The following is a 25,759-nucleotide window of genomic DNA, read 5'->3' as shown; positions in this document are numbered from 1 at the left end:
CACTGAGGTGCTGGACCGGCATCTGCACCACCTGCCACCGCCCGCTACCTAGCCCACGGAAACCAACAAGATCGCCTGAGACTTAACGGAGTCCTACTAAGGCTTGGACCGCGGCCTGACCCCGAGCCGGGGCTGAGGGGACCTGCCGATCCCCACCCCGCCGTCCACCACCGTCTCCAGGGGGACACCATGCCCACCCCGTCCGAGAACCGGGAGCTCAGCCCCTACACCGGCTGGACCCGTGCGCACTGGGAGCGGTCGGCGGACCAACTGCTCCTGGCCGTGCGGCCCTACGCCTCGCCGCGGCGCGGGCTGGTCAACCTGCCCGGCGCCCGGGCCAGCTGGTCGGGGCCGCGCTCCGACGGGCTCGAAGGCTATGCCCGCACCTGGCTGCTCGCGGCCCTGCGCGTGGCCGGGGCCCGGGGCGACGACCCCCGCGGCCATCTGGACCGTTACGCCGAGGGGCTCGCCTCGGGCACCCAACTGCCGGTCGCCACAGGCGAGTTGAGCTCGACGTACCCCGACGCCTGGCCGCTCACCACCCACACACGGCAGGCGATCGTCGAGTCGGCCTCGGTTGCCCTCGGTCTCCGACTCACCCGCCCCTGGCTGTGGGACAGGCTCGACGACCGCACCCGTCAGCGCGCCGTCGACTGGCTGCTGCCTGCCCTCGGCCCGTCCCCGGTCGACAACAACTGGTGGCTGTTCGGCCTCACCGTCGCCGGATTCCTCCAGGACGCCGGCATCGAGACCGACCGCGCCAAGGCCACCATCGAGCGCGCCCTGGAACGCATCGACCAGTGGTATCTCGGCGACGGCTGGTACAGCGACGGCCCGAACCGCTCCTTCGACCACTACAACGCCTGGGCCCTCCACTTCTATCCCGTCCTGCACGCCCAGCTGAGTGGCGACCAGGAACTCCTTGACCGCTACGGCCTCCGTCTCCGTGCCCAACTCGACGCCCACACCCGCCTGTTCGGCGCCGACGGAGCTCCGATGGTGTACGGGCGCTCGCTGACGTACCGGTTCGCCGCCGCGGTCGCACCCTGGCTCGGCGCGCTCACCGGCCACACCCCGCTCACTCCCGGCGCCACCCGCCGGCTCGCCTCGGGCACCCTGAAGTACTTCCTCGACCGGCCCGAAGGCCGGCGCGCGACCGACGCCGCCGGGCTGCTCACCCTGGGCTGGCACGGCCCGTACCCGCCGGTCATCCAGCACTACTCGGGCCCCGCATCCCCGTACTGGGCGTCCAAGGGCTACCTCGGACTGCTGCTGCCGCCCGAGCACCCCGTATGGACGGCCGTCGAGGAGCCGCTGCCCGCCGAGACGGAGGATGCCACCGTGACCCTCGGCCCACCGGGCCTGCTGATCCAGTCGACGGCCGCGGACGGCCTGGTCCGCCTCCACAACCACGGCAGCAACCACCATGTCGACGGCGGCGCGGACGAGGACCCCTGCTACTCCCGCTTCGCCTACTCGACCGGCACCGGACCCACCTCCGACGGCGTGCCCGACAACCACTTCGGGCTGCTGACGAAGGAGGAGTGCACCACCCGGGGCCCCGCCGTCCCGCTCGGCAGCGGTCCCGGCTGGGCGGCATCCCTGTCCGAGCCGCGGCCGGGCCCGCCCGGTGTGCGGATCGTCTCGGTGACCCTCGCGCACGGCCGCGCGGAACTCCGCGCCCACCTGGTCACCGGGGCCGAACCGGGCACCCCCGTCCGCCAGACCGGCTGGGCCACCACCCCCGGCCGCACCGCCCAGCTGCACCCCGTGCACGGCTACGCGGCGGAAGTGCACCAACTGGCCGCCGGATCAACCCTGTTCGGGCCCGACTCGGATATCCGGGCGCTCCACGGAGCGACCGGCCCCGCACCGTCCCTGTTCATCGCGCTCGCCTCCCTCACCGCCGAACCGGACCCGAGCCCGGTCCACACCCTCGCCGACATCCAGGTCACCGGCCACACCGTCCGGGTGACCTGGCAGAACGGAACCACCTGTCAGCTCGTGCTCGACTCCACCTCCCCAACCGTCCGTACGGAGGACATGTGAGATCCCGCCACGCCGCCGCAGCCCTCGCCGCCACGGCGGCCGTCACGCTCGCCGCCCCCATCGCCAACGCCGCCCCGCACCAAGGGCGTACGTACTACGTCGACTGCTCGGCCACCGCCCCGGGCGACGGCAGCAGGCAGCACCCCTGGACCACGCTCACCGAAGCCAACTCCCAGGCGTACGGCCCCAGCGACCACTTGTTTTTCAAACGAGGGGCGACGTGCACCGGTTCCCTGATCCCGAGGGGAATCGGATCACCCTCCGCGCCCTTCACCATCGCCGACTACGGCGGCGGCCCGGCCCGCGCCCAACTCGACGGCGCCGGCGCCCAGGACGTCGTACTGCTCTCCAACACCCAGTACGTGCACGTCAGCGGCCTGGAGCTGACCAACTCGGCCAGCCCCGGCGGCATCCGCAACGGCATCCGGCTGCGCCTGACCGACTACGGGACCGCCCGCGGTTTCGAGCTCGACCACCTCTACATCCACAACGTCCGGGGCGGCGACTTCAAGGCACTGGGCGGATCGAGCGCCATCCAGATCACGGTCGAGGGGACGGCGAAGGCCAGCAGCTACGACGGCCTGGACGTCCACCACAACCGCATCGAGGACGTCGACCGCGAGGGCATCTACTTCAAGTCGACCTTCTCCAAGCGCGATCTGGTCGGCGAGCAGCAGGACCCGAACGCATTCCCCGGCCCCTGGACCCCCTCCACACACGTCCACATCCACCACAACACGCTGACGGACCTGGCCGGCGACGGCATCAAGCTGGACACGACCAGCGGCGCCCGCGTCGACCACAACCGGGTCGACGGCTTCCAACTGCGCTCGCCCTCCGCCAACGCGGGCGTGTGGACGTTCAACACCGACGCCACCACGATCGAGTACAACGAGGTCTCCGGCGGCGGCAACACCCACGACGGCATGTCCTTCGACGCCGACGGCGCGTCCCGCGGCACCGTCTTCCAGTACAACCGCAGCCACGACAACAAGGGCGGCTTCCTGCTGATCTGCCCCTACAGCGGCGCCAAGACCCTGGACACGGTGGCCCGCTACAACATCAGCAGCAACGACGGCGCCCGCCTCGTCCAGAACTGCTGGGGGCCGATCCTCAACACGCGGATCTACAACAACACGTTCCGCAACGACGCCTCGACGACACCCGGCTATCTGGTGCAGGACGACGCGGGCAGCCCCGCCACCACCCAGCACGAACTCGTCGTGCGGAACAACCTCTTCGTGAGCGGAGGCAGCGGCGGCTACGCGTTCAAGAACCCCACCGCCGGGCTGCTCCTCGACCACAACGTCTTCCACGGCATCGACATGGCCCGCCCCAACCCCGGCGGCAGCACCGCGGACCCGCTCCTGCGTGCCGACTTCCGGCTCGCCCAGGGCTCCCCGGCCCTCGCCTCCGGCGCGGTCGTCGCCGACAACGGAGGCAGGGACTACTTCGGCAACCCGGTCTCCACGACGGCCGCCCCCAACATCGGCGCCTACGCGGGGTGCGGGCTCAACTCGCTCACTTGGGGCCGTACTTGCGGCCCGTCTTGGAGGTGATGCCGCCGAGCAGGCCGCGCGGCGCCAGCTTCACCGCGCCCATCAGCGCCTTGTAGCGCGGGTCGGGGATCGAGAGCGACTTGCCGCGCGCGAGGTCGGTCAGCGCCGCCGCCACCAGCTTGTCGGCGTCCAGCCACAGCCAGCCCGGGATGTTGTCGGTGCCCATGCCGGCCCGCTGGTGGAACTCGGTCCGCACGAAGCCGGGGCACAGCGCCATCAGCCGCACCCCGGACCCGGCGAGGTCCCGGGCCGCGCCCTGGGTGAACTGGACGACCCACGCCTTGGACGCGCCATAGGTGCCGCGCGGTACGAAGGCGGCGACCGAGGCCACGTTCACGACCCCGCCGCGGCCGCGCTCGCGCATCGAGGCGGTCGCCGCCGAGGTCAGCCTGAGAACCGCCTCGATGTGCACCTTGATCATGGTGAGTTCGTCCGCCATGGACACTTCGAGATAGCGGCCCTTGTTGCCGAACCCGGCATTGTTGACCAGGAGATCGACCGGCTGCCTGGGCTGCGAGAGCCGTGCCTCGACCGTGGCGATCCCGTCCTCCGTGGACAGGTCTGCGGTCAGCACCTCGGCCTCGATGCCGTGCCGGTCGTGCAGCTCGGTGGCCTGCTCGCTCAGCCTCTTGGTGTCCCGGGCCACCAGCACCAGATCGTGTCCATCGGCCGCGAAGCGCCGCGCGAACGCGGCGCCGATGCCCGCCGTCGCTCCCGTAATCAGTGCAGTCGTCATAGGCGCACGTTAATGCCCCCGGTGGGCGTGCGGTGACCGCCCCCACCCGGCCGCCCAACCGGTCGCGATCCCCATGAACTGTCCCAATGGCGACAGTCTTTGAGGGGTTTGTGGAGATCTTGAGGGAAGAGGGTCGGGCCCGGTCCTATGAGCCGTGCTTGGCCAGGTACTTCCGTACGGTCTCGACCGCTTCGGGCTCCAGGGCGTCGCCCGCCGCCAGGGTGCGCGGCAGCAGCGCCCGCTCGGTCGTGAACGCCCGGAACCAGAAGGCCACCGAAACTTCGTGATCCGGTCGCTCGATCACCTCGATCGAGTCGCCTCCACGGATCTCGCCCGGTTCGATCACCCGGAAGTACGCGCCCGGAACCGCCGCCTGTGTGAAGCGCCGGACCCAGCCCTTCTGATCGAGCCAGCCCCCGAACGTCCGGCAGGGGATGCGTCCGGAGGCGACTTCGAGGACCACGTCGCGGCCTATCCGCCAGCGCTCGCCGATCCGGGCGCCGCTCACATCGACGCCGTACGTCGTGAGGTTCTCGCCGAACGAACCGTTCGGCAGCTCGCGGCCGAGCTCCGTGGCCCAGACGTCCAGGTCCTCGCGGGCGTAGGCGTAGACCGCCTGGTGGTCGCCGCCGTGGTGGCGCAGGTCGCAGACGGTGTCGCCCTCCACGCCGCTGGCGCCCACGCCCTTGGGACCCGGAGCGAAGACGCGGACCGCACCGCTCACCGGCCGCTTGTCGATGCCGGTGACGCCACCCTTGGCGTCGGTGTAGTCGGCGGCCTTGGCGCGGCCCAGGTTCACAGAAAGAAGCTCCATAGGGGAACGCTAGCCGAGCCAAACCCAAAGCAGCGACCGATTTCTCGCCGCGCTCTCCAAGATTCGCTTATGCTCAAAGAATGATCGAGGCCCGTCATCTCCGCGTCCTGCGCGCCGTCGCCGCCACCGGCTCCTTCTCGGCGGCGGCCCGCGAACTGGGCTGCACCCAGCCCGCCGTCAGCCAGCAGATGAAGGCCCTCGAATCGTCCGCGGGCACCCCGCTCCTGATCCGCACCGGCCGAGAGATGCGGCTGACCCAGGCCGGAGAGGTCCTGGTCCGGCACGCCGCCGGCATCCTCGCCGGGCTGACCGCGGCGGAGGAGGAGGTCGCCGCCATCGCCGGGCTGCGGGCCGGCCGGGTGCGCCTGGTGTCCTTCCCGAGCGGCTCCTCCACCCTGGTGCCGACCGCGCTCGCCGCCCTGCGCGCAGCCCACCCGGGCACCCGGGTCTCGCTCGTCGAGGCCGAGCCGCCGCGCTCGGTGGAGATGCTCCGCGAGGGCGACTGCGACATCGCGCTCGCCTTCCGGTACGGCTCGAACGCCACGGAGTGGGACGACCTGGTGGTGCGCCCGCTGCTCGTCGACCGCCTGGTCGGCCTGGTGCCCGAGGGGCACGCGCTGGCCGAGACGGGCACAGTCGCCATCAAGGACCTGGCGGACGAGCCCTGGATCGCGGGCTGCCCGCGCTGCCGGCGCCAACTGGTGGAGGTCTGCGAGGAGTCCGGGTTCACCCCGCGCATCGACTTCGCGACCGACGACTATCCGGCGGTGATCGGCCTGGTGGGCGCGGGTCTCGGCGTCGCGGTGATGCCGGAGCTCGCGATCGAATCCGTACGGCCCAAGGGTGCGCGTACGGTCACCGTCGAGCCTGCTGTCGAGCGGGAGATCGTCGCGCTAACGCTGCCCGACCTGGCCCAGGTCCCGGCCGTCGCGGCCACCCTCGACCAGCTGACCCGCGCCGCCGCGCGGGGTTAGGCGCGACAAGAGGGCGCGGCCACAAGTCGCCTCTTTGCGGCCGGGGAGGGCCCAAACCGCGCAGGAACGTTTCTTCTGATCCGGTCCGGTCCGGGGCCGCTCAGGAGGGGGCCATGCCGCCCCCGGCCGGGGCGGCGGCCGTCACCAGGCGGTTGCGCGCCCTGCCCATGAGCTCTTCGCGCTCGTCCTCGGTGAGCCCGCCCCACACGCCGTAGGGCTCTCGTACCGCCAGGGCGTGGGCCGCGCACTGTGCACGCACCGGGCAGCGCATGCACACCTCTTTCGCCGAGCTCTCGCGCGCACTCCGCGCCGCGCCGCGCTCGCCTTCCGGGTGGAAGAAGAGCGAGCTGTCGACCCCACGGCAGGCCGCGAGGAGCTGCCAGTCCCACAGATCGGCGTTCGGTCCGGGAAGGCGGGAGAAATCTGCCATTGCTCTTGTCCCCTTGAAACCGTGCTGAGGCGGATGGGCGGGCCGGTACGGGACGGGTGCGCACAGGGGCTCATCCGAAACGTAGGTACCGACGAAGGTACATCTCCTGTGTAAGTAGATGTAAATATGACTCATTGGGAATCTAGCCGCAGACACCGGGAAAAGGGAAGAAAAGCCGCTAAATGGGGCATAGCTACAAAAGTTGGGCGGGCGGCTCGCGACACTCTCCTGTGTGCGCGCTTCCTCACGTAGAGTGCCGAACGTGCCCGTCCGACCCGTAACTCTTTCGAGTGACCGTCGTTGAGAGTGCGGAGGCGATTGAAACAACAAGCGCTCGGGCAGGTGTCCGAGGGCGTCAATCGCACAGGTGACACATGTACCCAGCCTGGAGGCTCAAGGTGACGCGCATCAGCTGCGGAGGGCGGCCATGACATCAGTCCTCGTCTGCGACGACTCCCCGCTTGCCCGCGAGGCGCTCCGCCGCGCGGTTGCGACCGTGCCCGGCGTCGAGCGTGTGACGACGGCGGCCAACGGCGAGGAAGTCCTCCGCCGCTGGGGTGCCGACCGCTCGGACCTGATTCTGATGGACGTACGCATGCCCGGTCTGGGCGGCGTGGAGACCGTCCGCCGGCTGCTGTCCGCAGACCCGGGCGCCCGGATCATCATGCTCACGGTCGCCGAGGATCTCGACGGCGTCGCGCTCGCGGTCGCCGCTGGGGCCCGCGGTTACCTGCACAAGGACGCCTCGCGCGCCGAGCTGCGGGCGACCGTCACCCAGGCGCTCGCCGACCCGACCTGGCGGCTCGCCCCGCGCAGACTGCGGTCGGCCGAAATGGGTGCGGCGCCCACGCTCACCGCGCGGGAGATCCAGGTGCTCGAAGGCATGAGCCACGGCCGCTCCAACGCCGAGATCGGCCGCGAGCTGTTCCTCTCCGAGGACACGGTCAAGACGCATGCCCGACGGCTGTTCAAGAAGCTCGGCGCCTCGGACCGGGCGCACGCCGTCGCGCTCGGTTTCCGCTGGGGCCTGGTGCGCTGACGGCAGGTGCAACAGCCGGTCGGAGCCCCGTCCGCCGTCGGGCGGGCGGGCCCGGTCGCCCCGCGAACGGCAGCAGTAGGTGATGCTTCCGCCGCGATGCCGCATCCTTGTAGGTGTGGAGTTCCTCGGGGACAGGTCGGTCGAGCGGGAGGGGGGTGCAGGGGATGAGTTCCGGCGCACCCGCTCATAACGCTTCGGTGCACAACTACGGACGCGGTGCCACGGAGGGGACGACGCCGGGGCACCATGGATCGATGCGCGACGACGAGGCTGCGGCCCAAGGGGTCATCGGTGCACTCGTTCGCCGTGCGGTCGACGGCGACGAGCAGGCGACGCACGATCTGCTCGCGCATGTCCACCCGCTCGCGCTGCGCTACTGCCGCACCCGGCTCAACCGGTTGCCGGGTGATGCTCGCCACTTCGTCGAGGACCTCGCCCAGGAAGTCTGCGTCGCCGTCCTGATGGCGCTGCCGCGCTACCGCGACACCGGGCGCCCCTTCGAGGCCTTCGTCTTCGCCATCGCCTCGCACAAGGTCGCCGACCTCCAGCGGGCGGCGATGCGCCACCCCGGTTCGACGGCCGTGCCGTCCGACGAGATGCCGGAGCGGCCCGACGACTCGCTCGGCCCGGAGGAGCGCGCGCTGCTCAGCAGTGACGCGGAATGGGCCAAGAAGCTCCTCGCCAACCTCCCCGAGAACCAGCGCGAACTCCTGGTGCTGCGGGTCGCCGTCGGCCTCACCGCCGAGGAGACCGGCCAGATGCTCGGCATGTCGCCGGGCGCGGTCCGGGTCGCCCAGCACCGCGCGCTGAGCAGGCTGCGAGCCCTCGCCGAGCAGTAGGCGGCTCCTAGGCGCGTGACAGGCGCGCCAACCCTCCGCCCATCACGTGCGAACGTACAAAGAATCTCGATGATCTTGCTCGTGGAATGAGACACCCGCACAGCCCGTTAGCATGGACATCCGCACCGATCAAGGCCATTGGGGAAGGTGTCATGACTGCAAACGTCGACGGAGTGCCCGAGAAGTTCGCGACGCTCGGGCTGACATACGACGACGTGCTGCTGCTGCCGGGCGCGTCCGACATGGCGCCCGACCAGATCGACACCTCCTCGTACCTTTCGAAGAACGTCAAGGTGAACGTCCCGCTGCTCTCCGCGGCGATGGACAAGGTCACCGAGGCGCGCATGGCCATCGCCATGGCCCGTCAGGGCGGCGCCGGTGTGCTGCACCGCAACCTCTCCATCGAGGACCAGGCCAATCAGGTCGACCTGGTGAAGCGCTCCGAGTCCGGCATGGTCACCGACCCGATCACGGTGCACCCGGACGCGACGCTGCGCGACGCCGACGAGCTGTGCGCCAAGTTCCGCATCAGCGGCGTCCCGGTCACCGACTCGGCGGGCAAGTTGCTCGGCATCGTCACCAACCGCGACATGGCCTTCGAGTCGGACCGCAGCCGCCAGGTGCGCGAGGTCATGACGCCGATGCCGCTGGTCACCGGCAAGGTCGGCATCTCCGGCGTGGACGCCATGGAGCTGCTGCGCCGCCACAAGATCGAGAAGCTGCCGCTCGTCGACGACGCCGGCATCCTCAAGGGCCTCATCACGGTCAAGGACTTCGTCAAGGCCGAGAAGTACCCCAACGCCGCCAAGGACAAGGACGGCCGGCTGCTCGTCGGCGCGGCCGTCGGTGTCGCGGGCGACGCCTACGAGCGGGCCCAGGCGCTGATCGCCGCCGGTGTCGACTTCATCGTCGTGGACACCGCGCACGGCCACTCCCGCCTGGTCGGCGACATGGTCGCCAAGATCAAGTCGAACTCCTCGGGCGTCGACCTCATCGGCGGCAACATCGCCACCCGTGACGGCGCCCAGGCTCTCATCGACTCGGGCGTCGACGGCATCAAGGTCGGCGTCGGCCCCGGCTCCATCTGCACCACCCGCGTCGTCGCCGGCATCGGCGTCCCGCAGGTCACCGCGATCTACGAGGCCTCGCTCGCCGCCAAGGCCGCGGGCGTCCCCGTCATCGGCGACGGCGGCCTGCAGTACTCGGGCGACATCGCCAAGGCCCTGGTCGCGGGCGCCGACACGGTGATGCTGGGCTCGCTGCTCGCCGGCTGCGAGGAGTCCCCGGGCGAGCTGCTCTTCATCAACGGCAAGCAGTTCAAGTCGTACCGCGGCATGGGCTCGCTCGGCGCGATGCAGTCCCGCGGCGACCAGCGTTCGTTCTCCAAGGACCGGTACTTCCAGGAGGCCGTGTCCACCGACGACAAGCTGATCCCCGAGGGCATCGAGGGCCAGGTGCCCTACCGCGGCCCGCTCTCCGCCGTCGTCCACCAGCTCGTCGGCGGTCTGCGCCAGTCGATGTTCTACGTCGGCGGCCGCACCGTCCCCGAGCTCCAGCAGAACGGCAAGTTCGTCCGGATCACCTCGGCGGGCCTCAAGGAGAGCCACCCCCACGACATCCAGATGACCGTCGAGGCGCCGAACTACAGCAGGAAGTAAGTCCGCAGCATCCGACGAGGGGCGGCCCGGGAGTTCCCGGGGCCGCCCCTCGCCCGTATGTCGGGGATACTGGGGCATGCAGACGTAGAGGGAAAGGCCCACACAACGTGACTGAGATCGAGATCGGGCGCGGCAAGCGCGGCCGCAGGGCGTACGCGTTCGACGACATCGCCATCGTCCCGAGCCGGCGTACCCGGGACCCGAAGGAGGTCTCGATCGCCTGGCAGATCGACGCCTACCGTTTTGAGCTGCCCTTCCTGGCCGCCCCCATGGACTCCGTGGTCTCGCCGCAGACGGCGATCCGCATCGGTGAGCTCGGCGGCCTCGGCGTGCTGAACCTCGAGGGTCTGTGGACCCGGTACGAGGACCCGCAGCCGCTGCTCGACGAGATCGCCGAGCTGGACGAGGCGACCGCGAGCCGCCGCCTCCAGGAGATCTACGCGGCGCCCATCAAGGAAGAGCTGATCGGGCAGCGCATCAAGGAGGTGCGCGACTCCGGTGTCGTCACCGCCGCCGCGCTCTCCCCGCAGCGCACCGCCCAGTTCTCCAAGGCCGTCGTGGACGCGGGTGTCGACATCTTCGTCATCCGCGGCACCACCGTCTCGGCCGAGCACGTCTCGGGCGCCGCCGAGCCGCTCAACCTGAAGCAGTTCATCTACGAGCTGGACGTCCCGGTCATCGTCGGCGGCTGCGCCACGTACACCGCGGCGCTGCACCTGATGCGCACCGGTGCGGCCGGCGTCCTGGTGGGCTTCGGCGGCGGCGCCGCGCACACCACCCGCAACGTCCTGGGCATCCAGGTCCCGATGGCCACCGCCGTCGCCGATGTCGCCGCGGCCCGCCGCGACTACATGGACGAGTCCGGCGGCCGGTACGTCCACGTCATCGCTGACGGCGGCGTGGGCTGGTCCGGCGACATCCCGAAGGCCGTCGCCTGTGGCGCCGACTCGGTGATGATGGGCTCCCCGCTGGCCCGCGCCACCGACGCGCCGGGCCGCGGCCACCACTGGGGCATGGAGGCCGTCCACGAGGACGTGCCGCGCGGCAAGCTCGTCGACCTGGGCATCGTCGGCACCACCGAGGAGATCCTCACCGGTCCCTCGCACACCCCGGACGGTTCGATGAACCTGTTCGGCGCCCTGCGCCGCTCGATGGCGACGACCGGCTACAGCGAGCTCAAGGAGTTCCAGCGGGTCGAGGTCACGGTGGCGGACGCGCAGCACAAGCGCTGAGGTTTGAACCGCTCGTCATCCGCAGAGGGGTGACGCGCGGTCCCGCCCGCACAAGGGCGTGCCGTACGCACGAAGAGGGGCCCGTAACCGCGACGAGCGGTACGGGCCCCTCTCGCATGGCGTCGTGGGTCACTCGGTGGCGCGGCTGGCCCCCGCCCAGGCGCCGACGACGGCGAGCGCGAGGAACGCGTACCGCAGGATGCTCTGGTCGTGGGCCCAGGCGTCGGTCAGCCACCCGAAGTGGCTGAGGAACACGTCGGTGACCGATTCGGGGGTGTCCTTGGTCTCGATCATCGCCACCGCGAGGAGCTGGCCGAAGAACGTGGCGGCCACTGCCAGGGGTGCGGAGATCACGAAGAGCCAGAAGCTGCGGCCGCCCACCTTGAAGGCCGCGAGCGCGACCGCGAAGCCGATGCCGAAAGCCGCGTACCCGAACTGTCGCTCGATGGCGCCGGTGATCAGGCCGTAGGCCAGGCCGGTGACGACGGCTGCGGCGAACCCGGCGAGTGCGCCGCCCACCAGGTTGCCGGGCCCCCGCACCGGCGCCGGGGTCACGGGAGCCGCCGGGTAGCCGAAGTCGGGCTGCGGCTCGGGCGACTGGGGTGGTGGCGTGACAGGCTGACTCATGGATGGTCCCCCCTGGGACAAAAACGCACGGCTGTGCGACAAGCGAACGCCGCAGATTAGCAGCCCCGGGGCCCGTGACTCACAGGCATTTCACAGCCGGTGCGCGGCCCCCGCCGGGGTCGCGCCGCGGGTGTCCAGAAGCAGCTGTGCCTTGACCGCCAGGCCCTGGAGGTCGTACGTGCGGTGGTGCTGGAGCAGCACCGTCAGATCGGCGTGGGCGGCGGCCTCGTAGAGCGAGTCCGCGCGCGGCACCGGCTGGTCGTGGACGCGCCAGGTCGGCACATGGGGATCGTGGTACGTGATCTGCGCGCCCAGATCCATCAGCCGCCCGGCGATCTCGTGGGCGGGGGAGCCCGCCAGGTCGGCCGAGTCCGGCTTGTAGGTGACGCCCAGCAGGAGCACGCGGGCGCCGCGGGCCGATTTGCCGTGCTCGTTCAGGAGTGTGGTGGAGCGCTGGATGACGTAGCCCGGCATGTGCGCGTTGATCTCGCGGGCGAGGCCGACCATGCGCAGTCCCGCGTACGGCAGCGGGGCCGGGTCGAGCGGGATGCCGTGGCCGCCGACGCCCGGCCCCGGCCGGAAGGTCTGGAAGCCGAAGGGCTTGGTCTCCGAGCAGCGGATGACGTCCCAGAAGTCGACGCCCATGTCGTGGCACAGCACGGCCATCTCATTGACCAGGGCGATGTTGACGTGCCGGAAGTTGGTTTCGAGGAGCTTGGACATCTCGGCCTCGCGCAGGCCCCGGGCGCGGACCACCTTGTCGGTGAGGCGGCCGTAGAACGCGGCGGCGGACTCCGTGCAGGCCGGGGTGAGCCCACCGATGACCTTCGGGGTCGCGGCGAAGCTGTGGGTGCGGTTGCCGGGGTCGATGCGGCTCGGCGAGTAGGCGAGATGGAAGTCGCGTCCGGCCCGCAGGCCCGAGCCCTCTTCGAGGAGCGGGCGCAGGAACTCCTCGGTGGTGCCGGGGTGCGCGGCCGACTCCAGGATGACGGTGGTGTGCGGCCGCAGCCGCCCGGCCAGCGCGCGGGCGGCCGCGGCGACCGCGCGGAGGTCGAGGGTGCGGTCGGCGCCGAGGGCGGTGGGCGCGCAGATCACGGCGGTACGGACCCGGCCCAGTTCGGCGGGGTCGGTCGCGGCGCGGAAGCCGCCCGCGAGCATCCGGCGCAGGTCGGCGGGGGTGAGCGAGCCGTCGGCTGGGGTGCGCCCCGCGTTGAGTTCGGCGACGGCGCGTGGATTCGTGTCGTGGCCGACGGTCTGGACGCCGGCGGCGACGGCGGCTTGGGCGAGGGGCAGGCCCAGTTGGCCGAGTCCGATGACGGCGAGGTCTGCGGGCATGTGGCCGTCCTTTCCCTTAGCCGGAGGGGACATGGAGCGCAAGCCCTGTGGACAGAATGGGCGTGCTAAATGTCAGACTAAGAGGAAATATGACCGATTTACGGCATTGGGAGGGCGCGGCAATCCGAGTGTTGTCCACAGGCGGTGGCCGATGTCGGTGGTCCCGTCCAGAATCGAGGATGTGAGCCGGACCACCCGGTCCGAGCGACCACCCCGATCCACGGGAGGCAAGCCGTGAGGACAGCGACACTGGGACCCGAGCAGCGCGCGCAGGCGCTCGCCGCCATGGCCGAACGCGAGCTGGACGTGCTGGTCGTGGGCGCGGGGGTGGTCGGAGCGGGCACGGCACTCGACGCGGCGACCCGGGGCCTGGCCACCGGCCTCGTCGAGGCGAGGGACTGGGCATCGGGCACCTCCAGCCGCTCCAGCAAGCTGATCCACGGCGGCCTGCGCTATCTGGAGATGCTCGACTTCGCCCTCGTACGCGAAGCGCTCAAGGAGCGCGGGCTGCTGCTCGAACGGCTCGCACCGCACCTGGTGAAACCGGTCCCGTTCCTCTACCCCTTGCAGCACAAGGGCTGGGAGCGGCTGTACGCGGGCTCGGGCGTCGCCCTCTACGACGCGATGTCCGTGTCGTCAGGGCACGGCAGAGGGCTGCCGACGCACCGTCACCTGAGCCGCCGCCACGCGCTGCGCGTCGCGCCCGCCTTGAAGAAGGACGCGCTGGTCGGAGCGTTGCAGTACTACGACGCCCAGATGGACGACGCGCGCTATGTGACCACCCTGGTGCGCACCGCCGCCTCGTACGGGGCGCAGGTCGCCAACCGGGCCCGGGTGGTGGGCTTCCTGCGCGAGGGCGAACGCGTTGTCGGTGCCAGGGTGCAGGATGGAGAGGCGGGCGGGGAGTACGAGATCCGCGCCAAGCAGGTCGTGAACGCGACGGGGGTGTGGACCGACGACACCCAGGCGCTGATCGGGGAGAGGGGGCAGTTCCATGTACGGGCCTCGAAGGGCATCCACCTGGTGGTGCCCAAGGACCGGATCCACTCGAATACCGGGCTGATCCTGCGGACCGAGAAGTCCGTGCTCTTCGTCATCCCCTGGGGCCGGCACTGGATCGTCGGCACCACCGACACCGACTGGGACCTCGACAAGGCGCACCCCGCGGCATCGAGCGCCGACATCGACTACCTCCTGGAACACGTCAATTCGGTGCTCGCGGTGCCCCTGACCCGGGACGACGTGCAGGGTGTGTACGCCGGTCTGCGACCGCTGCTCGCCGGGGAGTCCGACGCCACCAGCAAGCTCTCGCGCGAACACACCGTCGCGCATCCGGTGCCGGGGCTCGTGGTCGTGGCGGGCGGCAAGTACACGACGTACCGGGTGATGGCGAAGGACGCCGTCGACGAGGCGGTGCACGCGCTCGACCAGCGGGTGGCGGCCTGCGTCACCGAGGACATCCCGCTGCTCGGCGCCGAGGGGTACAAGGCGCTGTGGAACGCCCGGGCCAGGATCGCGGCGAGGACCGGACTCCATGTGGTGCGCGTGGAGCACCTGTTGAATCGGTACGGCTCGATGGCCGAGGACCTCCTGGAGCTGATCACCGCCGACCCGTCGCTCGGCGAACCGCTCGCCGCGGCCGACGACTATCTCCGCGCCGAGATCGTCTACGCCGCCTCGCACGAGGGGGCCCGCCACCTCGACGACGTGCTGACCCGGCGGACCCGGATCTCGATCGAGACCTTCGACCGGGGCACGCGCTCGGCCCGGGAGTGCGCGGAGCTGATGGCGCCGGTGCTCGGCTGGGACCACAAGCAGATCGAGAAGGAGGTGGAGCACTACGAGAAGCGGGTGGAGGCCGAGCGGGAGTCGCAGCGCCAGCCGGACGACCTGACGGCGGACGCGGCCAGGCTCGGCGCGCCGGACATCGCACCCGTCTAGGACGCGGCAGCGGAGGCCGAGGGCGCCGCCGGAGTACGGGACGGCCGCGGTGCGCGGGCCGGTACCGGGGGGCGGGGCGGCGCCGGGGTGCTGGACGCCGTCGGCGCATGGGGTGACGGCGGCGCGTGGGGCGGCTGCCGGGTCGACGTCGGGCAGAACTCGGCGTCGAGGAGAGCGAGTTCGAGGGAGGGGTCGGTGAAGGCATCGGTGTTGATGCGGAAGACGGCGGTGTGGCGGCCGTCGGGGGTGGTGGCGGCGCGCACGTAACTGCCGGATATGTGGCCGTTGTGGCCCCACACCGTCAGGCTGCAGGAGAGCCGCTGGGGGTAGATACCGAGTGCGTACACGCCCAGGGTGGAGTCGGTGCTGAGCAGTTCGCGCCGTTGGGCCGCGGGCAGCAGGGTGCCGGCGAGGAGGGCCGCGTAGAAACGGCTGAGATCGGCGAGCGTCGAGATCAGCTCGCCGGCGGCGCCCGCCTGGCGCGGGTCGAGGTCGGTGACGTCGCGGCCTCTGGAGGTGTAGGCGCGGCTGTGTGGTTCGGGGAGCGTGGTGCGGGCGCCCGGGAAGGAGGTGCCGGTGAGATGGAGCGGGGTGATGATGCGGCGTTCGGCTTCGGCGGCATACGTGCGGCCGGTGACGGCCTGGATGATCAGGCCGAGCAGCACGTAGTTGGTGTTCGAGTAGGCATACGTGCCGAGGGGCCCGGGGGAGTGGGCGAGCGCGGTGCGGACGGCTTCGTCGGGGGTGAGTGGAACCGGAACGGTGGTGTCCGCCGTGTAGTTGAAGAGACCGCTGGTGTGGGAGAGCAGGGAGCGCAGGGTGAGGTGGCGGCCGTCGTTGCCGTGCCCGCGCACGAGTCCGGGCAGATACCGGTCCACGGTGTCGTCGAGTCCCAGCCTGCCCTCGGCGGACAGCTGGAGCACGACGGTGGCCACGAACGTCTTGGTGATGCTGCCCGCGCGGAAGTGGTCGGCGCGGCCGAGGGTGGTGCCCGCGGTGTGGTACCGGGTGCCGGAGGCGTCTTCGGCGAGCAGTGCGGCAGCCGGGGCGCCGCCGTCGGTGACCAGGCGGGCCAGCGCGGCGCGCACGGCGGAAGGGGCCTCTTCGCCGGGCAGCGGCGTCGTGCCGAGCACGCACAGCGCCGTGGTCAGCGTCGTGGCCAGCGGTGCGACGAGCAGCGCCCGGAGCGTCGGCATGGCGGGCTTCCCTTCCTCGGGAGCCATCTTGGCGGAGGTCGGACCCGGGACCATCACCGGTCCTGGCGTGAGGGACAATGATGGCTCTGCCAGGGCGGGTTACGGGCCTCGCGCGGACGCCGAGTTCGAGAGCGGCTCCGGTGCGGCCGGGCACCCGGCAGGACAAGCAGGTCGAAGCGGTGGGCCGGGCCGGCTCCATGAGGGCGGTCGTGGCAGGCCGCGGGCCGAGGCCGGCGCGGGCGAAGATCAGGAATCGCAGAGGGGACGCATGTCGGAGGCGGAGCAGTCGCGGGAGCCCCAGCGGGACGAGCGGCAGGAACCGGGGGCGTCGTCGACGCCCGCAGAGTCCGCCTCGGGCGAGGCGGACACGAAGTCCGGGCGGCGCCCGGCGGATGCGGGTGACGCGGTGGCCAAGTCGAGTGCGGGTGAGTCGTCGGACGCCGGGCGGGCCGCGGCTGCCCCGAAGGGCAACTCGGGTTCCCGGGCGCAGGATGCGAAGCCCGGCGCTGCGGGCGCCGAGCGGGATGCCGCCGCCCGGGAGCCCAAGCCGGACCCCCGGACGTCGGCCGCCAAGCCGGGTGCGAAGCCGGGCGCCAAGGCAGGCGCCAAGGCGGCGGGCGCGAAGCCGAGCTCCCTTGCTGCGGCTGCCGAGCCGAGCGCCGGGGGTGGCGCCGCCGACGCCAAGTCCGCTGCCGAGCCGGGCTCCGGGGGCGCTGAGCCCAAGCCGGTTGCCAAGGCCGGGGATGCCGAGCCGGGTTCCGAGTCGGCCGATGCGAAGCCGGACTCCGAAGTCTCCGACGCCAAGCCGGGCATCGAGGACGCGGAAGCCAAGTCGGGTTCGCGGCCCGCCGATGCCAAGCCGGTGGCCAAGTCGAGCTCCGAGGTTTCCAACGCCAAGCCGGCCGCGAAGCCCGGGGACGCCAAGCCCACCACCCCCTCCACCGATGCCAAGCCGACGGCTCGCCCCGCTGACGGCAAGCCGGTTGCCCCGGCCCAGGACCTCAAGAAGGGCGGCGGCGAAGGCCGGTTGCTCGCGGGCCGGTACCGGCTCGGGGGAGTGCTCGGGCGGGGCGGGATGGGGACCGTCTGGCGGGCCGTCGACGAGACGCTCGGGCGGACCGTCGCCGTCAAGGAACTCCGCTTCCCCTCCAGCATCGACGAGGACGAGAAGCGCCGGCTCATCACGCGTACCCTGCGCGAGGCCAAGGCGATCGCGCGGATCCGCAACACCGCCGCAGTGACCGTCTACGACGTCGTGGACGAGGACGACCGGCCCTGGATCGTGATGGAGCTCGTCGAGGGCAAGTCGCTCGCCGAAGCGGTGCGCGAGGACGGGACGCTGACGCCCCGCCGGGCCGCCGAGGTGGGGCTCGCGATCCTCGACGTGCTGCGTTCCGCGCACCGGGAAGGCATCCTGCACCGCGACGTCAAGCCGTCCAACGTGCTGATCGCCGAGGACGGCCGGGTCGTGCTGACCGACTTCGGCATCGCCCAGGTGGAGGGCGACCCCTCCATCACCTCCACCGGCATGCTCGTCGGAGCGCCCTCGTACATCTCGCCCGAGCGGGCCCGCGGCCACAAGCCCGGTCCGGCCGCCGACCTCTGGTCGCTCGGCGGGCTGCTGTACGCGAGCGTGGAAGGCGTGCCCCCGTACGACAAGGGTTCGGCGATCGCGACGCTGACCGCGGTGATGACCGAGCCGGTCGATCCGCCCAAGAATGCGGGCCCGCTCCTTGAGCAGGTCATCTACGGGCTGCTCGCCAAGGACCCGGCGCAGCGGCTCGACAACGCTGCCGCGCGCAAGCTGCTCACCGAGGTGCTCAACGCCCCGGAGCGCCCCGAGCCCGCTCCCGAGCCGGTGTCGCCCGAGGCGACCCGGGTGGTTCCGCTGCCGCCGCTGCCCGGCGAGCCGAAGACCGACGTGGCCGCCGAGCGGGTGCGCGGCGCGCTCAAGTCCGTACGGAACGCGGCAGCCGAGGCCAAGGAGAAGGCGCAGGTCGCCCGGGAGGCGCGGGACGTCCGGTCCAAGGCGGTGCCCGCGCGGCCGAAGTCCGGGGCGCCGTCGGGCCCGGTGCCGCCGCCGCGCGCGCCGCTCACCGATGTCGTGCCGCGCCGCACCCTGGTGATCATCGCGGTGGTCGCGGCGCTCGCGATACTCGGCACGGTGCTCGCCATCACGCTCAGCTCGGGAGACGATTCCGCGCACAAGCCCAAGGGCGACAAGGCCGCTTCCAGTGGGCCCGCGGCCGGCGGCTCCCCGGCGAGCAGCAAGAAGGGCACCGGCAGCCAGAACCCGTCCGGCGCGGGCACCCCGTCCGGCCAGGGCTCCACGGGGACGGCCGGACAGGGCGACGGCAAGGGCGACGACACCGGCACGGGCACGGGCACCGGCACCGGCGACAACAACAAGGGCGGCGGTGGCACGGGCACTCCCGCCACCACTCCCTACAAGTCGAGCCAGGGCTTCTCCATAGGCCTGCCCGCGGGTTGGTCGTACAGCAAGACCGACGACGCGGGCGTCCGATTCAACGGCCCCAACGGGCAGCGCCTCCTGATCGGCTGGACCGACAGCCCCAAGTCGAACCCGGTGGCGGACTGGACGGACCAGGAGTCGTCCATGACGAGGCCGGGCTACAAGCGGGTGAAGATAGCCGCGGTGAACTACCGGGGCTGGCTCGCGGCCGACTGGGAGTTCACCTACGACGACGACAGCGGGGCCAAGTACCACTCGGTGGACCGGGGCTTCGTCGTCAGCCTCAGCCAGGGCTACGGAATCATGTTCTCGGCCAAGGACGCGGACTGGTCGAAGCCGGAGACCCAGCAGACCCTGGCCGCGTTCTTCGCCACCTTCCAGCCCGCCTGACCCCGCCCGGGGAAACGCCTATCCCCCGGACGTGACGCGGCGGGGCCACGTATCGTGAGAGCCCGCGGACCGTACGCAGCCACAATGGGCCGGTAAACGACCGGAATTGACGGGTTGCGGCGGGGCTGAGGTCCGTGGTCCGGGGGAACAGCGCGCTGTGGGGAGGCGTCGTGGACGACTATGCGGGTCGGGTGCTCGCCGACCGCTATCGGCTGCCGCTGCCCCCCGACGACACCTACGACCTCGTCGAGACACGCGCTTTCGACACCTACAGCGGCCAGGAAGTCCTGGTCCGGCAGGTGCCGTTGCCGGAGGTCGTCGACGCCGAGGTGCTCGACGGCGACGACGCGTACGGGACGCCCGACACCTATATGCGCGGGGGCGAGAGCGGGTACGGCGCCGCACCCGGGTACGGGCGGACCACCCGGCGGCCCGCCGACCCCGCCGTGCGCCGGGCCGTCGAGGCAGCCCAGGCGGCCGCGCAGATCCCCGACCATCCCCGCCTCGACCAGGTCTTCGACGTGTTCGCGCAGGACGGCTCGCTGTGGATCGTCAGCGAACTGGTCGCCGCGCGCCCGCTGTCGGCGCTGCTCGCCGAACGTCCGCTGAACCCTTTCCGCGCGGCGGAGGTCGCCTCCGACGTGCTGACCGCGCTGCGGGTGCTGCACGCGCACGGCTGGACGCACCGCAACATCACCGCCCGTACGGTGCTGATATGCGACGACGGCCGGGTCGTGCTGACCGGCCTCGCGGCGGGCGCCGCCGAGGAGGCGCTGTGCGGGTACGCCCCCGTGCCGCTGCCGCCCGACGGCGACGGGTTCGGCGAAGCGCCACCGGCCGCGACGTCCCTCGGCCCCGGCGGAGGTCCACCGGCCGCGCCCCCGGGCGGCTCCGGCGAGACACGGCCACCCGCGCCTTCGGGCGGGCTCGACGAGACCCCGCCGAGCGGCACGTCGCAGGGTGGGCCCGAGCCGCGTCCCGCCGCGCGGGCCGGGGCGATCGCCGCGTACCGCGCGGGCGCCAGGGCGGCGGCAGCGGCGCGCACCGGGGCGGATCTTCCCGTGCAGCGCCCCGCCCAGGAAGGCACGCCCCCCTCCGAACAGGCCCGCCAGGCCGGGCTCGAAGGCAGCTGGGCCACCCCGGACACCCCCGGCGACCAAGGCATGTACGACCCCGTACGCGGCGTGCGGGTCCCGAGCGGCACCCCCGCGAGCCCGTACGCCGAGGACCAGGGCCCCGACTCCGGCCGCACCCGCCGCCAGTACGACCCGGTGACCGGACGCTGGGTGCCGCGCCCCACCCCGCGTCAGGCGGCCGAGGCCCAGGGACCCGATGCCCCAAGCCTCAACTCCCGGCATCCACAAGGGAGTTCAGGCAGTCCAGCCCAGTCGTCGGGCATCCCTGCCCCCACTCCCAGAACTCCCGCCCTGCCCCCGGGTTTCCGGGCCGACGCCTTCCGCGCCGACTCGCAGCGTCAGCCGCATCCCAGTGCCCCGCTGCCCGTCCCCGCCGTCAAGGAACGCACGCCCACGCCGGACCGGCGAACCGCCTCGGCCGACGCCCCCTACCGCGGCCCCGCGAACCGGCTCGCCGCCGAGCGGGCCCGGCACACCCGGATGGCCGTCGTGGGGGCGGTCACCGAGCGGTGGGCGCCCGAGCAGGCCGGGCCCGTGCACGAGAACTGGCGGCTCGCCCCGCCGATCGGCCCCGCCACCGACCTCTGGGCGCTCGGCGCCCTGCTGTTCCGCGCGGTGCAGGGCCACGCCCCCTACCCCGAGGAGAGCGCGGCCGAGCTCGTCCAGATGGTGTGCGGAGAGCCGCCCGCGTTCGCCGAGGAGTGCGGGCCGCTGCGGCCGGTCGTCGAATCACTGCTGCGCCAGGACCCCACCGAGCGCCCGGAGTTCGAGGAACTGCGCGGCTGGCTGCGCTCGCTGGTGCGGTCCGCGCCCGAGCCGGACGCGGGCGCCCGCATCGCGCCCCTCATCGTGCCCGACGCCAAGCGGCTCCCGATCCTGCGCCGCCGGGGCGAACTCGTACGGCGCAGACGGCGCGGCGCCGCCCCCGTGCCCGTCGCCCCGCCCGCCGAACACGGCCGCCACCGCCAGGCCGCGCCGGCGCGGGGCAGGAGACCGAGATCGCTCGGCCGGCTGCTGCTCCTGCTCATCCTGGCGCTGCTCGCCGCGGCGATCGCGTACGCCGTCCTCTTCATGCCCCGCTCGGGCTCCGCGCGGAACACGGGCAGCGCCACCCCGCCCGGCACCAGCGGGCAGCAGAGCCCCGGTTCGCCGTCCGCCGGCACCTCCCAGGTGCCGGCGCCCGACGGCACGCCGCCCTCGCAGCAGACGCAGACCACCGGGCCCGGCGGGACCGGTGCTACCCCGGCCGCCGGTTACGCCGTGCGCAAGGACGCCGAGGGGTTCCAGGTCGGCGTCGACAAGAGCTGGCAGCGGCAGCCGATGAACGATGCCGGGCAAGTCCGTTATGTCGGAGGTGATTTCACGCTGATCGTCGTCCCCGGGCGCGACTCCGTGAAGGACAACGGCTCGGATCCGCTGGTCTACCAGGCCGACAAGGAGCGCGAACTCCAGCCCTTCCGGGACTCCAGCTGGTCCACCTCCACCGGACTGCGGCGCATCGACGTGGGGCAGCGGTCCATGGCCGAGGGGCAGTTCACCTGGCGCGACAGCAACGGCCGCCAGGTCTACGTGCGCAATCTCGCCATGATCATCAATGGCCGATATCACGTGGTCCAGGTCATCGGTCCGGAGGCGCAGCGTGACAAAGTGACGGAGATCTTCGGGCAGGCCACCGGCGCCTACAAGGCCAGCCGCTGACATTCGGTCACACTGCGCAGTCCCCGAAATCGCCCCGCCCGCACGGGATTCGACGGTTTTGTTCGGCTCGGAACACGGCCGAAAGACCCGATCACCTCGGGACCAACGGTCCGTATGGTCACGGTTGGGTGCCCCGAGGTTCCCTGGCCGGATTCCGCTCCGTAATCTGACCTCGTAGGAAAGGTCTGGGCGGGCGGGGGACGTGGAAAACACTCACAGCACGAACGGCTCCGGCGCGGGGCTGCTGCTCGCCGGGCGCTATCGGCTCGGCGACGCGATAGGCCGCGGCGGCATGGGCAAGGTCTGGCGCGCGCACGACGAGGTCCTGCACCGCACCGTCGCCGTCAAGGAACTCACCGCCGCCCTCTACGTGGCCGAGGCCGACCGGGCGATCCTGCACGCGCGCACCCAGAAGGAAGCCCGCGCCGCCGCCCGCATCACCCACCCCGGCGTGGTCACCGTCCACGACGTCCTCGACCATGACAACCGGCCCTGGATCGTCATGCAGTACGTCGACGGGCCCTCGCTCGCCGACGCCGTCAAGGCCGCCGACGACCACCGCATCGACGCGCGCGAGGCCGCCCGCATCGGACTGCACGTCCTCGGCGCGCTCCGCGCGGCGCACGCGGCCGGCGTCCTGCACCGGGACGTGAAGCCCGGCAACGTGCTGCTCGCCAGCGACGGGCGGGTGCTGCTCACCGACTTCGGCATCGCCGCCATCGAGGGCGACGTCACCATCACCAAGACCGGCGAACTCGTCGGCTCCATCGACTACCTGGCGCCCGAGCGGGTCCAGGGCGCGCACCCGGGCCCCGCCTCCGACCTGTGGTCGCTCGGCGCCACGCTGTACGCCGCCGTGCAGGGCGAGTCGCCGTTCCGCCGGGACTCGCCGATCTCCACCATGCAGGCCGTGGTGGAGGACGAACCCCCGGCGCCCGACCGGGCCGGAGCGCTGGCCCCCGTGATCATCGCGCTGCTCCGCAAGCAGCCGGAGGAGCGCCCCTCGGTCGAGGAGGCCGAGCGGATGTTCCTCGACGCGATGGAGGGGCGCTCCTCCAAGGCCGCCCAGGCCTATGTGCCGACCCGTCACCTGTCCGAGCGGGAAATGCGCTCGGCCACCACGTCCCAGACCGGGCCCACCGAAGCGAACCCGGCCCCGCGCCCGGCCCCGGCGCGGCCCGCCCCGCAGCCCGACGCCCGGCCCGCGCCGCGCAGGCGGCGCTGGCGCACCGTGGCCCTGGTCGTCGTGCTGGCCGCGGTCGTAGGCGTGGGTACGGCATTCGCGTACATGAAGTACCAGGAGGGCGGTGACGGTTCGGGCGGCGGCAGTTCGCAGACCTCAGGACCGCCCACCACCACCGACTCCAGCGGCAAGCCGGGCGGCGGCGACCAGTCGGTGCCCGTCGGCTGGCAGCGGGTCAAGGACCAGGCCGGCTTCAGCCTGCTCGTGCCCAAGGGCTGGAAGCGGCAGATGGACGGCGCCGAGATCGACTACACCCCGGACAACGGCAAGCACCGCATCCGGATCAGCGTCGACAAGGTGCCCGACTTCGAGAACCCGTACATGCACATGCTCAACATGGAGAAGTCGCTCAAGGACCGGCTGCCCCAGTACAAGCGGGTCACCCTGCACAGCAACACCTACCGGGACCAGGTGAAGTCGTCCCTGTGGGAGTTCACCTACGTGGAGAAGCAGGACTTTCCCGGCAAGCGGCACGCCATCGACCAGATGTACTACGGCGACGGGGGCAAACCCGAGTACGCCATCTACATGTCGGGCCCCGACGAGGACTGGGCGACCACCCGCCAGCAGTTCGACACGGTGCTCCAGGGCTGGCAGCCCACCTCCTCCAACGGCGGCTGACCGGGCTTTTCCCACCTGCGGCGAACGCCGTCGGAGCCCGCCCGGGGTGCGGCATGATGGGCCCTGCACGCGTGCGGGAGATCGAGGGGGAACCCGGTGCCCACAGCAGAGCAGGATCCAAAAGAGCCCCAAGGCCGTCCCAACTCCCGCCTTGTGGCGGGGCGTTACCGCCTCGGGGGGCGGCTCGGCCGGGGCGGGATGGGCACCGTCTGGCGCGCGCAGGACGAACTGCTCGGCCGCCAGGTCGCCGTCAAGGAACTGCACCCCGAGGGCGGCGCGCCCGCCACCGCCGCGCTGCGCGAGGCCCGCGCGGTCGCCCAGATCAAGCACCCGCACGTCATCGTCGTCCACGACGTAGTCGAGGAAGCCGGTCCCGAAGGCGCGGGCGGCCGTTCGTACATCGTGATGGAGCTCGTCGACGGCGGTTCGCTCGCCGACCGGCTCGCCTCCGCCGGGCCCGTCGGGGTCCAGGAGGCCGCGCGCATCGGGGTGGCACTGCTCGGCGCGCTCGCTACCGCGCACGCCCGGGGCGTGCTGCACCGCGACCTCAAGCCCGCCAACGTCCTCATCGAGGAGGACAGCGGACGCGTCGTGCTCACCGACTTCGGCATCGCGCAGGTGCCGGGCACCTCGACGATCAGCGAGGAGGGCGCGTTCGTCGGCTCGCCCGAATACACCGCGCCGGAGCGGATGCAGGGCGCGCACGCCGGGCCCGAGTCGGACCTGTGGTCGCTCGGTGCCCTGCTGTGCGCGGCCCTGAGCGGCGAATCCCCCTTCCATCGCGACTCGTTGGGCGGCGTCCTGCACGCCGTCGTCCTCGACGAGATCCGGCCGCCCCGGGCCGCGGGCCCGCTGCTTCCCGTCGTCCACGGCCTTCTGGAACGCGACCCCGCGCACCGGCTCGGCGCGGTGGAGGCGGAGTCGCTCCTTCGCACGTTCGCCGCGACGGGCAGCACCCCGAGACCGCGCTACGTACCGACCGAGCGCGTCGACCAGCCGGTGCCGCCGGCCCCCGAACTCCCCGCCACCCCAGTGACGTCGCCCTCGCCCGCGGCCCGTCCCTGGCAGGCCCGGAGCGTGCTGGTGGGAGCCGCCCTGGTGATCGTGCTCGCCGGGGCGGGCGCGGCCGTCGCGGTCCTCGCGCTCGGTGACGGGGGAGGGGGCCGCACCTCGGTGGAGCAGTCCGCGCCGAGCACCGGCGCCGCCCCGCCGGACCCCTCCTGGTGGCCGCCCCCGCCTCCTCCGCCGCCCCCGCGGCGGGCCCCGCCGCCGGTGCCCGACGGATTCCGCTTCGTCCGCGACCCGGACGGCTTCGCGCTCGTCCTGCCCGAGGGCTACGTCCGTACCACCGACGAGCAGCGCGTGTTCTACAAGTCCCCGGACGGCGCCGTCAGGATCGGCATCCGCACGCAGAACTCGGTGTCCGGCGGGCCGCTCGGCGTCATGAGGCTGGCGGCCGCCAACGGGCCGGCCGGCAACCCCGGTTACCGCGACGGCAAGGTCACCGCGACCACCCACCACGGACGCGACGCGGCGCTGTGGGAGTTCACCTGGAACGGGTTCACCAAGGCCGAGGGCGCCCGGCACACCTACGACGAGTGCTGGGACGACTTCGGGCGGATGTACGACGTGTGGGTGTCGGCGCCGGTCGCCCGGCTCGACGAGGCGAAGCGGACCTTCGACACCGCGCTCGACTCCTTCGCGCCCGGCCCCTGAGCCGCCCGCCCCCGCCCGCTTCTGTCACGGGTGTGCATCCGCACATGGCCTGA

At 72.0% G+C, this 25,759-nt stretch carries 18 protein-coding genes; 12 read left to right on the top strand and 6 right to left on the bottom strand.

Annotated features, from left to right (window positions below):
- Window positions 1–189 precede the first annotated feature (189 nt).
- Together ADK54_RS37845 and ADK54_RS37840 are read left to right on the top strand one after the other, a co-directional pair.
- A complete protein-coding gene (locus ADK54_RS37845) occupies window positions 190–2,049 on the top strand; it encodes a DUF2264 domain-containing protein (protein ID WP_053730363.1) in 1,860 nt (619 codons plus the stop codon).
- The gene (locus ADK54_RS37840; protein WP_053730362.1) at window positions 2,046–3,608 is read left to right on the top strand and encodes a right-handed parallel beta-helix repeat-containing protein; all 1,563 of its coding nucleotides are present in this window, start codon (window positions 2,046–2,048) and stop codon (window positions 3,606–3,608) included. The genes ADK54_RS37845 and ADK54_RS37840 overlap by 4 nt, the downstream gene beginning before the upstream one ends.
- Here ADK54_RS37840 and ADK54_RS37835 read toward each other — a convergent pair.
- Window positions 3,571–4,344 carry an SDR family NAD(P)-dependent oxidoreductase gene (locus tag ADK54_RS37835; RefSeq protein ID WP_053730361.1) on the bottom strand — a complete coding sequence of 258 codons (774 nt, stop codon included), beginning with the start codon at window positions 4,342–4,344 and terminating at the stop codon, window positions 3,571–3,573. The genes ADK54_RS37840 and ADK54_RS37835 overlap by 38 nt on opposite strands.
- Window positions 4,345–4,489: 145 nt before the next feature.
- A complete protein-coding gene (locus tag ADK54_RS37830; RefSeq protein ID WP_053730360.1) occupies window positions 4,490–5,158 on the bottom strand; it encodes an MOSC domain-containing protein in 669 nt (222 codons plus the stop codon).
- Window positions 5,159–5,238: 80 nt separating this feature from the next.
- Between ADK54_RS37830 and ADK54_RS37825 the strand changes: the two genes are divergently transcribed.
- Window positions 5,239–6,132, top strand: a complete 894-nt coding sequence (locus ADK54_RS37825) for a LysR family transcriptional regulator (RefSeq protein WP_053730359.1) — start codon at window positions 5,239–5,241, stop codon at window positions 6,130–6,132.
- 100 nt (window positions 6,133–6,232) lie between these two features.
- On the opposite strand, the gene ADK54_RS37820 is transcribed toward ADK54_RS37825, so the two are convergent.
- Window positions 6,233–6,562, bottom strand: coding sequence for a WhiB family transcriptional regulator (locus ADK54_RS37820; protein ID WP_053730358.1), 330 nt, complete (start codon window positions 6,560–6,562; stop codon window positions 6,233–6,235).
- A 427-nt stretch (window positions 6,563–6,989) separates the two neighbouring features.
- Between ADK54_RS37820 and ADK54_RS37815 the strand changes: the two genes are divergently transcribed.
- The 4 genes from ADK54_RS37815 (at window position 6,990) to ADK54_RS37800 (ending at window position 11,330) form a co-directional block, all read left to right on the top strand.
- Window positions 6,990–7,601 carry a response regulator transcription factor gene (locus ADK54_RS37815; protein WP_003948568.1) on the top strand — a complete coding sequence of 204 codons (612 nt, stop codon included), beginning with the start codon at window positions 6,990–6,992 and terminating at the stop codon, window positions 7,599–7,601.
- Window positions 7,602–7,855: 254 nt separating this feature from the next.
- Window positions 7,856–8,440, top strand: coding sequence for a sigma-70 family RNA polymerase sigma factor (locus tag ADK54_RS37810; protein ID WP_053730357.1), 585 nt, complete (start codon window positions 7,856–7,858; stop codon window positions 8,438–8,440).
- A gap of 152 nt (window positions 8,441–8,592) precedes the next feature.
- Window positions 8,593–10,098: an IMP dehydrogenase gene (gene guaB / locus ADK54_RS37805; protein WP_053730356.1), complete on the top strand. Its 1,506-nt coding sequence runs from the start codon at window positions 8,593–8,595 to the stop codon at window positions 10,096–10,098.
- Between the two features lie 107 nt (window positions 10,099–10,205).
- Window positions 10,206–11,330 carry a GuaB3 family IMP dehydrogenase-related protein gene (locus ADK54_RS37800; RefSeq protein ID WP_053730355.1) on the top strand — a complete coding sequence of 375 codons (1,125 nt, stop codon included), beginning with the start codon at window positions 10,206–10,208 and terminating at the stop codon, window positions 11,328–11,330.
- Between the two features lie 129 nt (window positions 11,331–11,459).
- On the opposite strand, the gene ADK54_RS37795 is transcribed toward ADK54_RS37800, so the two are convergent.
- Both ADK54_RS37795 and ADK54_RS37790 read right to left on the bottom strand, forming a co-directional pair.
- Window positions 11,460–11,957 carry a hypothetical protein gene (locus ADK54_RS37795; protein WP_063802141.1) on the bottom strand — a complete coding sequence of 166 codons (498 nt, stop codon included), beginning with the start codon at window positions 11,955–11,957 and terminating at the stop codon, window positions 11,460–11,462.
- A 90-nt stretch (window positions 11,958–12,047) separates the two neighbouring features.
- A complete protein-coding gene (locus ADK54_RS37790; RefSeq protein ID WP_053730353.1) occupies window positions 12,048–13,292 on the bottom strand; it encodes a nucleotide sugar dehydrogenase in 1,245 nt (414 codons plus the stop codon).
- Between the two features lie 234 nt (window positions 13,293–13,526).
- Between ADK54_RS37790 and ADK54_RS37785 the strand changes: the two genes are divergently transcribed.
- Window positions 13,527–15,233: a glycerol-3-phosphate dehydrogenase/oxidase gene (locus ADK54_RS37785; protein ID WP_053730352.1), complete on the top strand. Its 1,707-nt coding sequence runs from the start codon at window positions 13,527–13,529 to the stop codon at window positions 15,231–15,233.
- Here the strand turns inward: ADK54_RS37785 and ADK54_RS37780 are convergent.
- A complete protein-coding gene (locus ADK54_RS37780; RefSeq protein WP_078966951.1) occupies window positions 15,230–16,429 on the bottom strand; it encodes a serine hydrolase domain-containing protein in 1,200 nt (399 codons plus the stop codon). The two genes, ADK54_RS37785 and ADK54_RS37780, sit on opposite strands and share 4 nt — an antisense overlap.
- Window positions 16,430–17,456: 1,027 nt before the next feature.
- Between ADK54_RS37780 and ADK54_RS37775 the strand changes: the two genes are divergently transcribed.
- The 4 genes from ADK54_RS37775 (at window position 17,457) to ADK54_RS37760 (ending at window position 25,706) form a co-directional block, all read left to right on the top strand.
- Window positions 17,457–19,292 (top strand): serine/threonine-protein kinase, encoded by a 1,836-nt coding sequence (locus ADK54_RS37775; RefSeq protein ID WP_063802142.1) that lies wholly within the window; start codon window positions 17,457–17,459, stop codon window positions 19,290–19,292.
- Between the two features lie 170 nt (window positions 19,293–19,462).
- A complete protein-coding gene (locus ADK54_RS37770) occupies window positions 19,463–22,126 on the top strand; it encodes a protein kinase (protein ID WP_053730365.1) in 2,664 nt (887 codons plus the stop codon).
- A 202-nt stretch (window positions 22,127–22,328) separates the two neighbouring features.
- Window positions 22,329–23,990, top strand: a complete 1,662-nt coding sequence (locus ADK54_RS37765) for a serine/threonine-protein kinase (RefSeq protein ID WP_234392372.1) — start codon at window positions 22,329–22,331, stop codon at window positions 23,988–23,990.
- Between the two features lie 96 nt (window positions 23,991–24,086).
- Window positions 24,087–25,706, top strand: coding sequence for a serine/threonine-protein kinase (locus ADK54_RS37760; RefSeq protein ID WP_053730350.1), 1,620 nt, complete (start codon window positions 24,087–24,089; stop codon window positions 25,704–25,706).
- The last annotated feature ends 53 nt before the right edge of the window (window positions 25,707–25,759 follow it).

Source organism: Streptomyces sp. WM6378, from assembly GCF_001279695.1.
Classification (GTDB): domain Bacteria; phylum Actinomycetota; class Actinomycetes; order Streptomycetales; family Streptomycetaceae; genus Streptomyces.
This window is presented reverse-complemented; position numbering and strand designations above follow the sequence as displayed.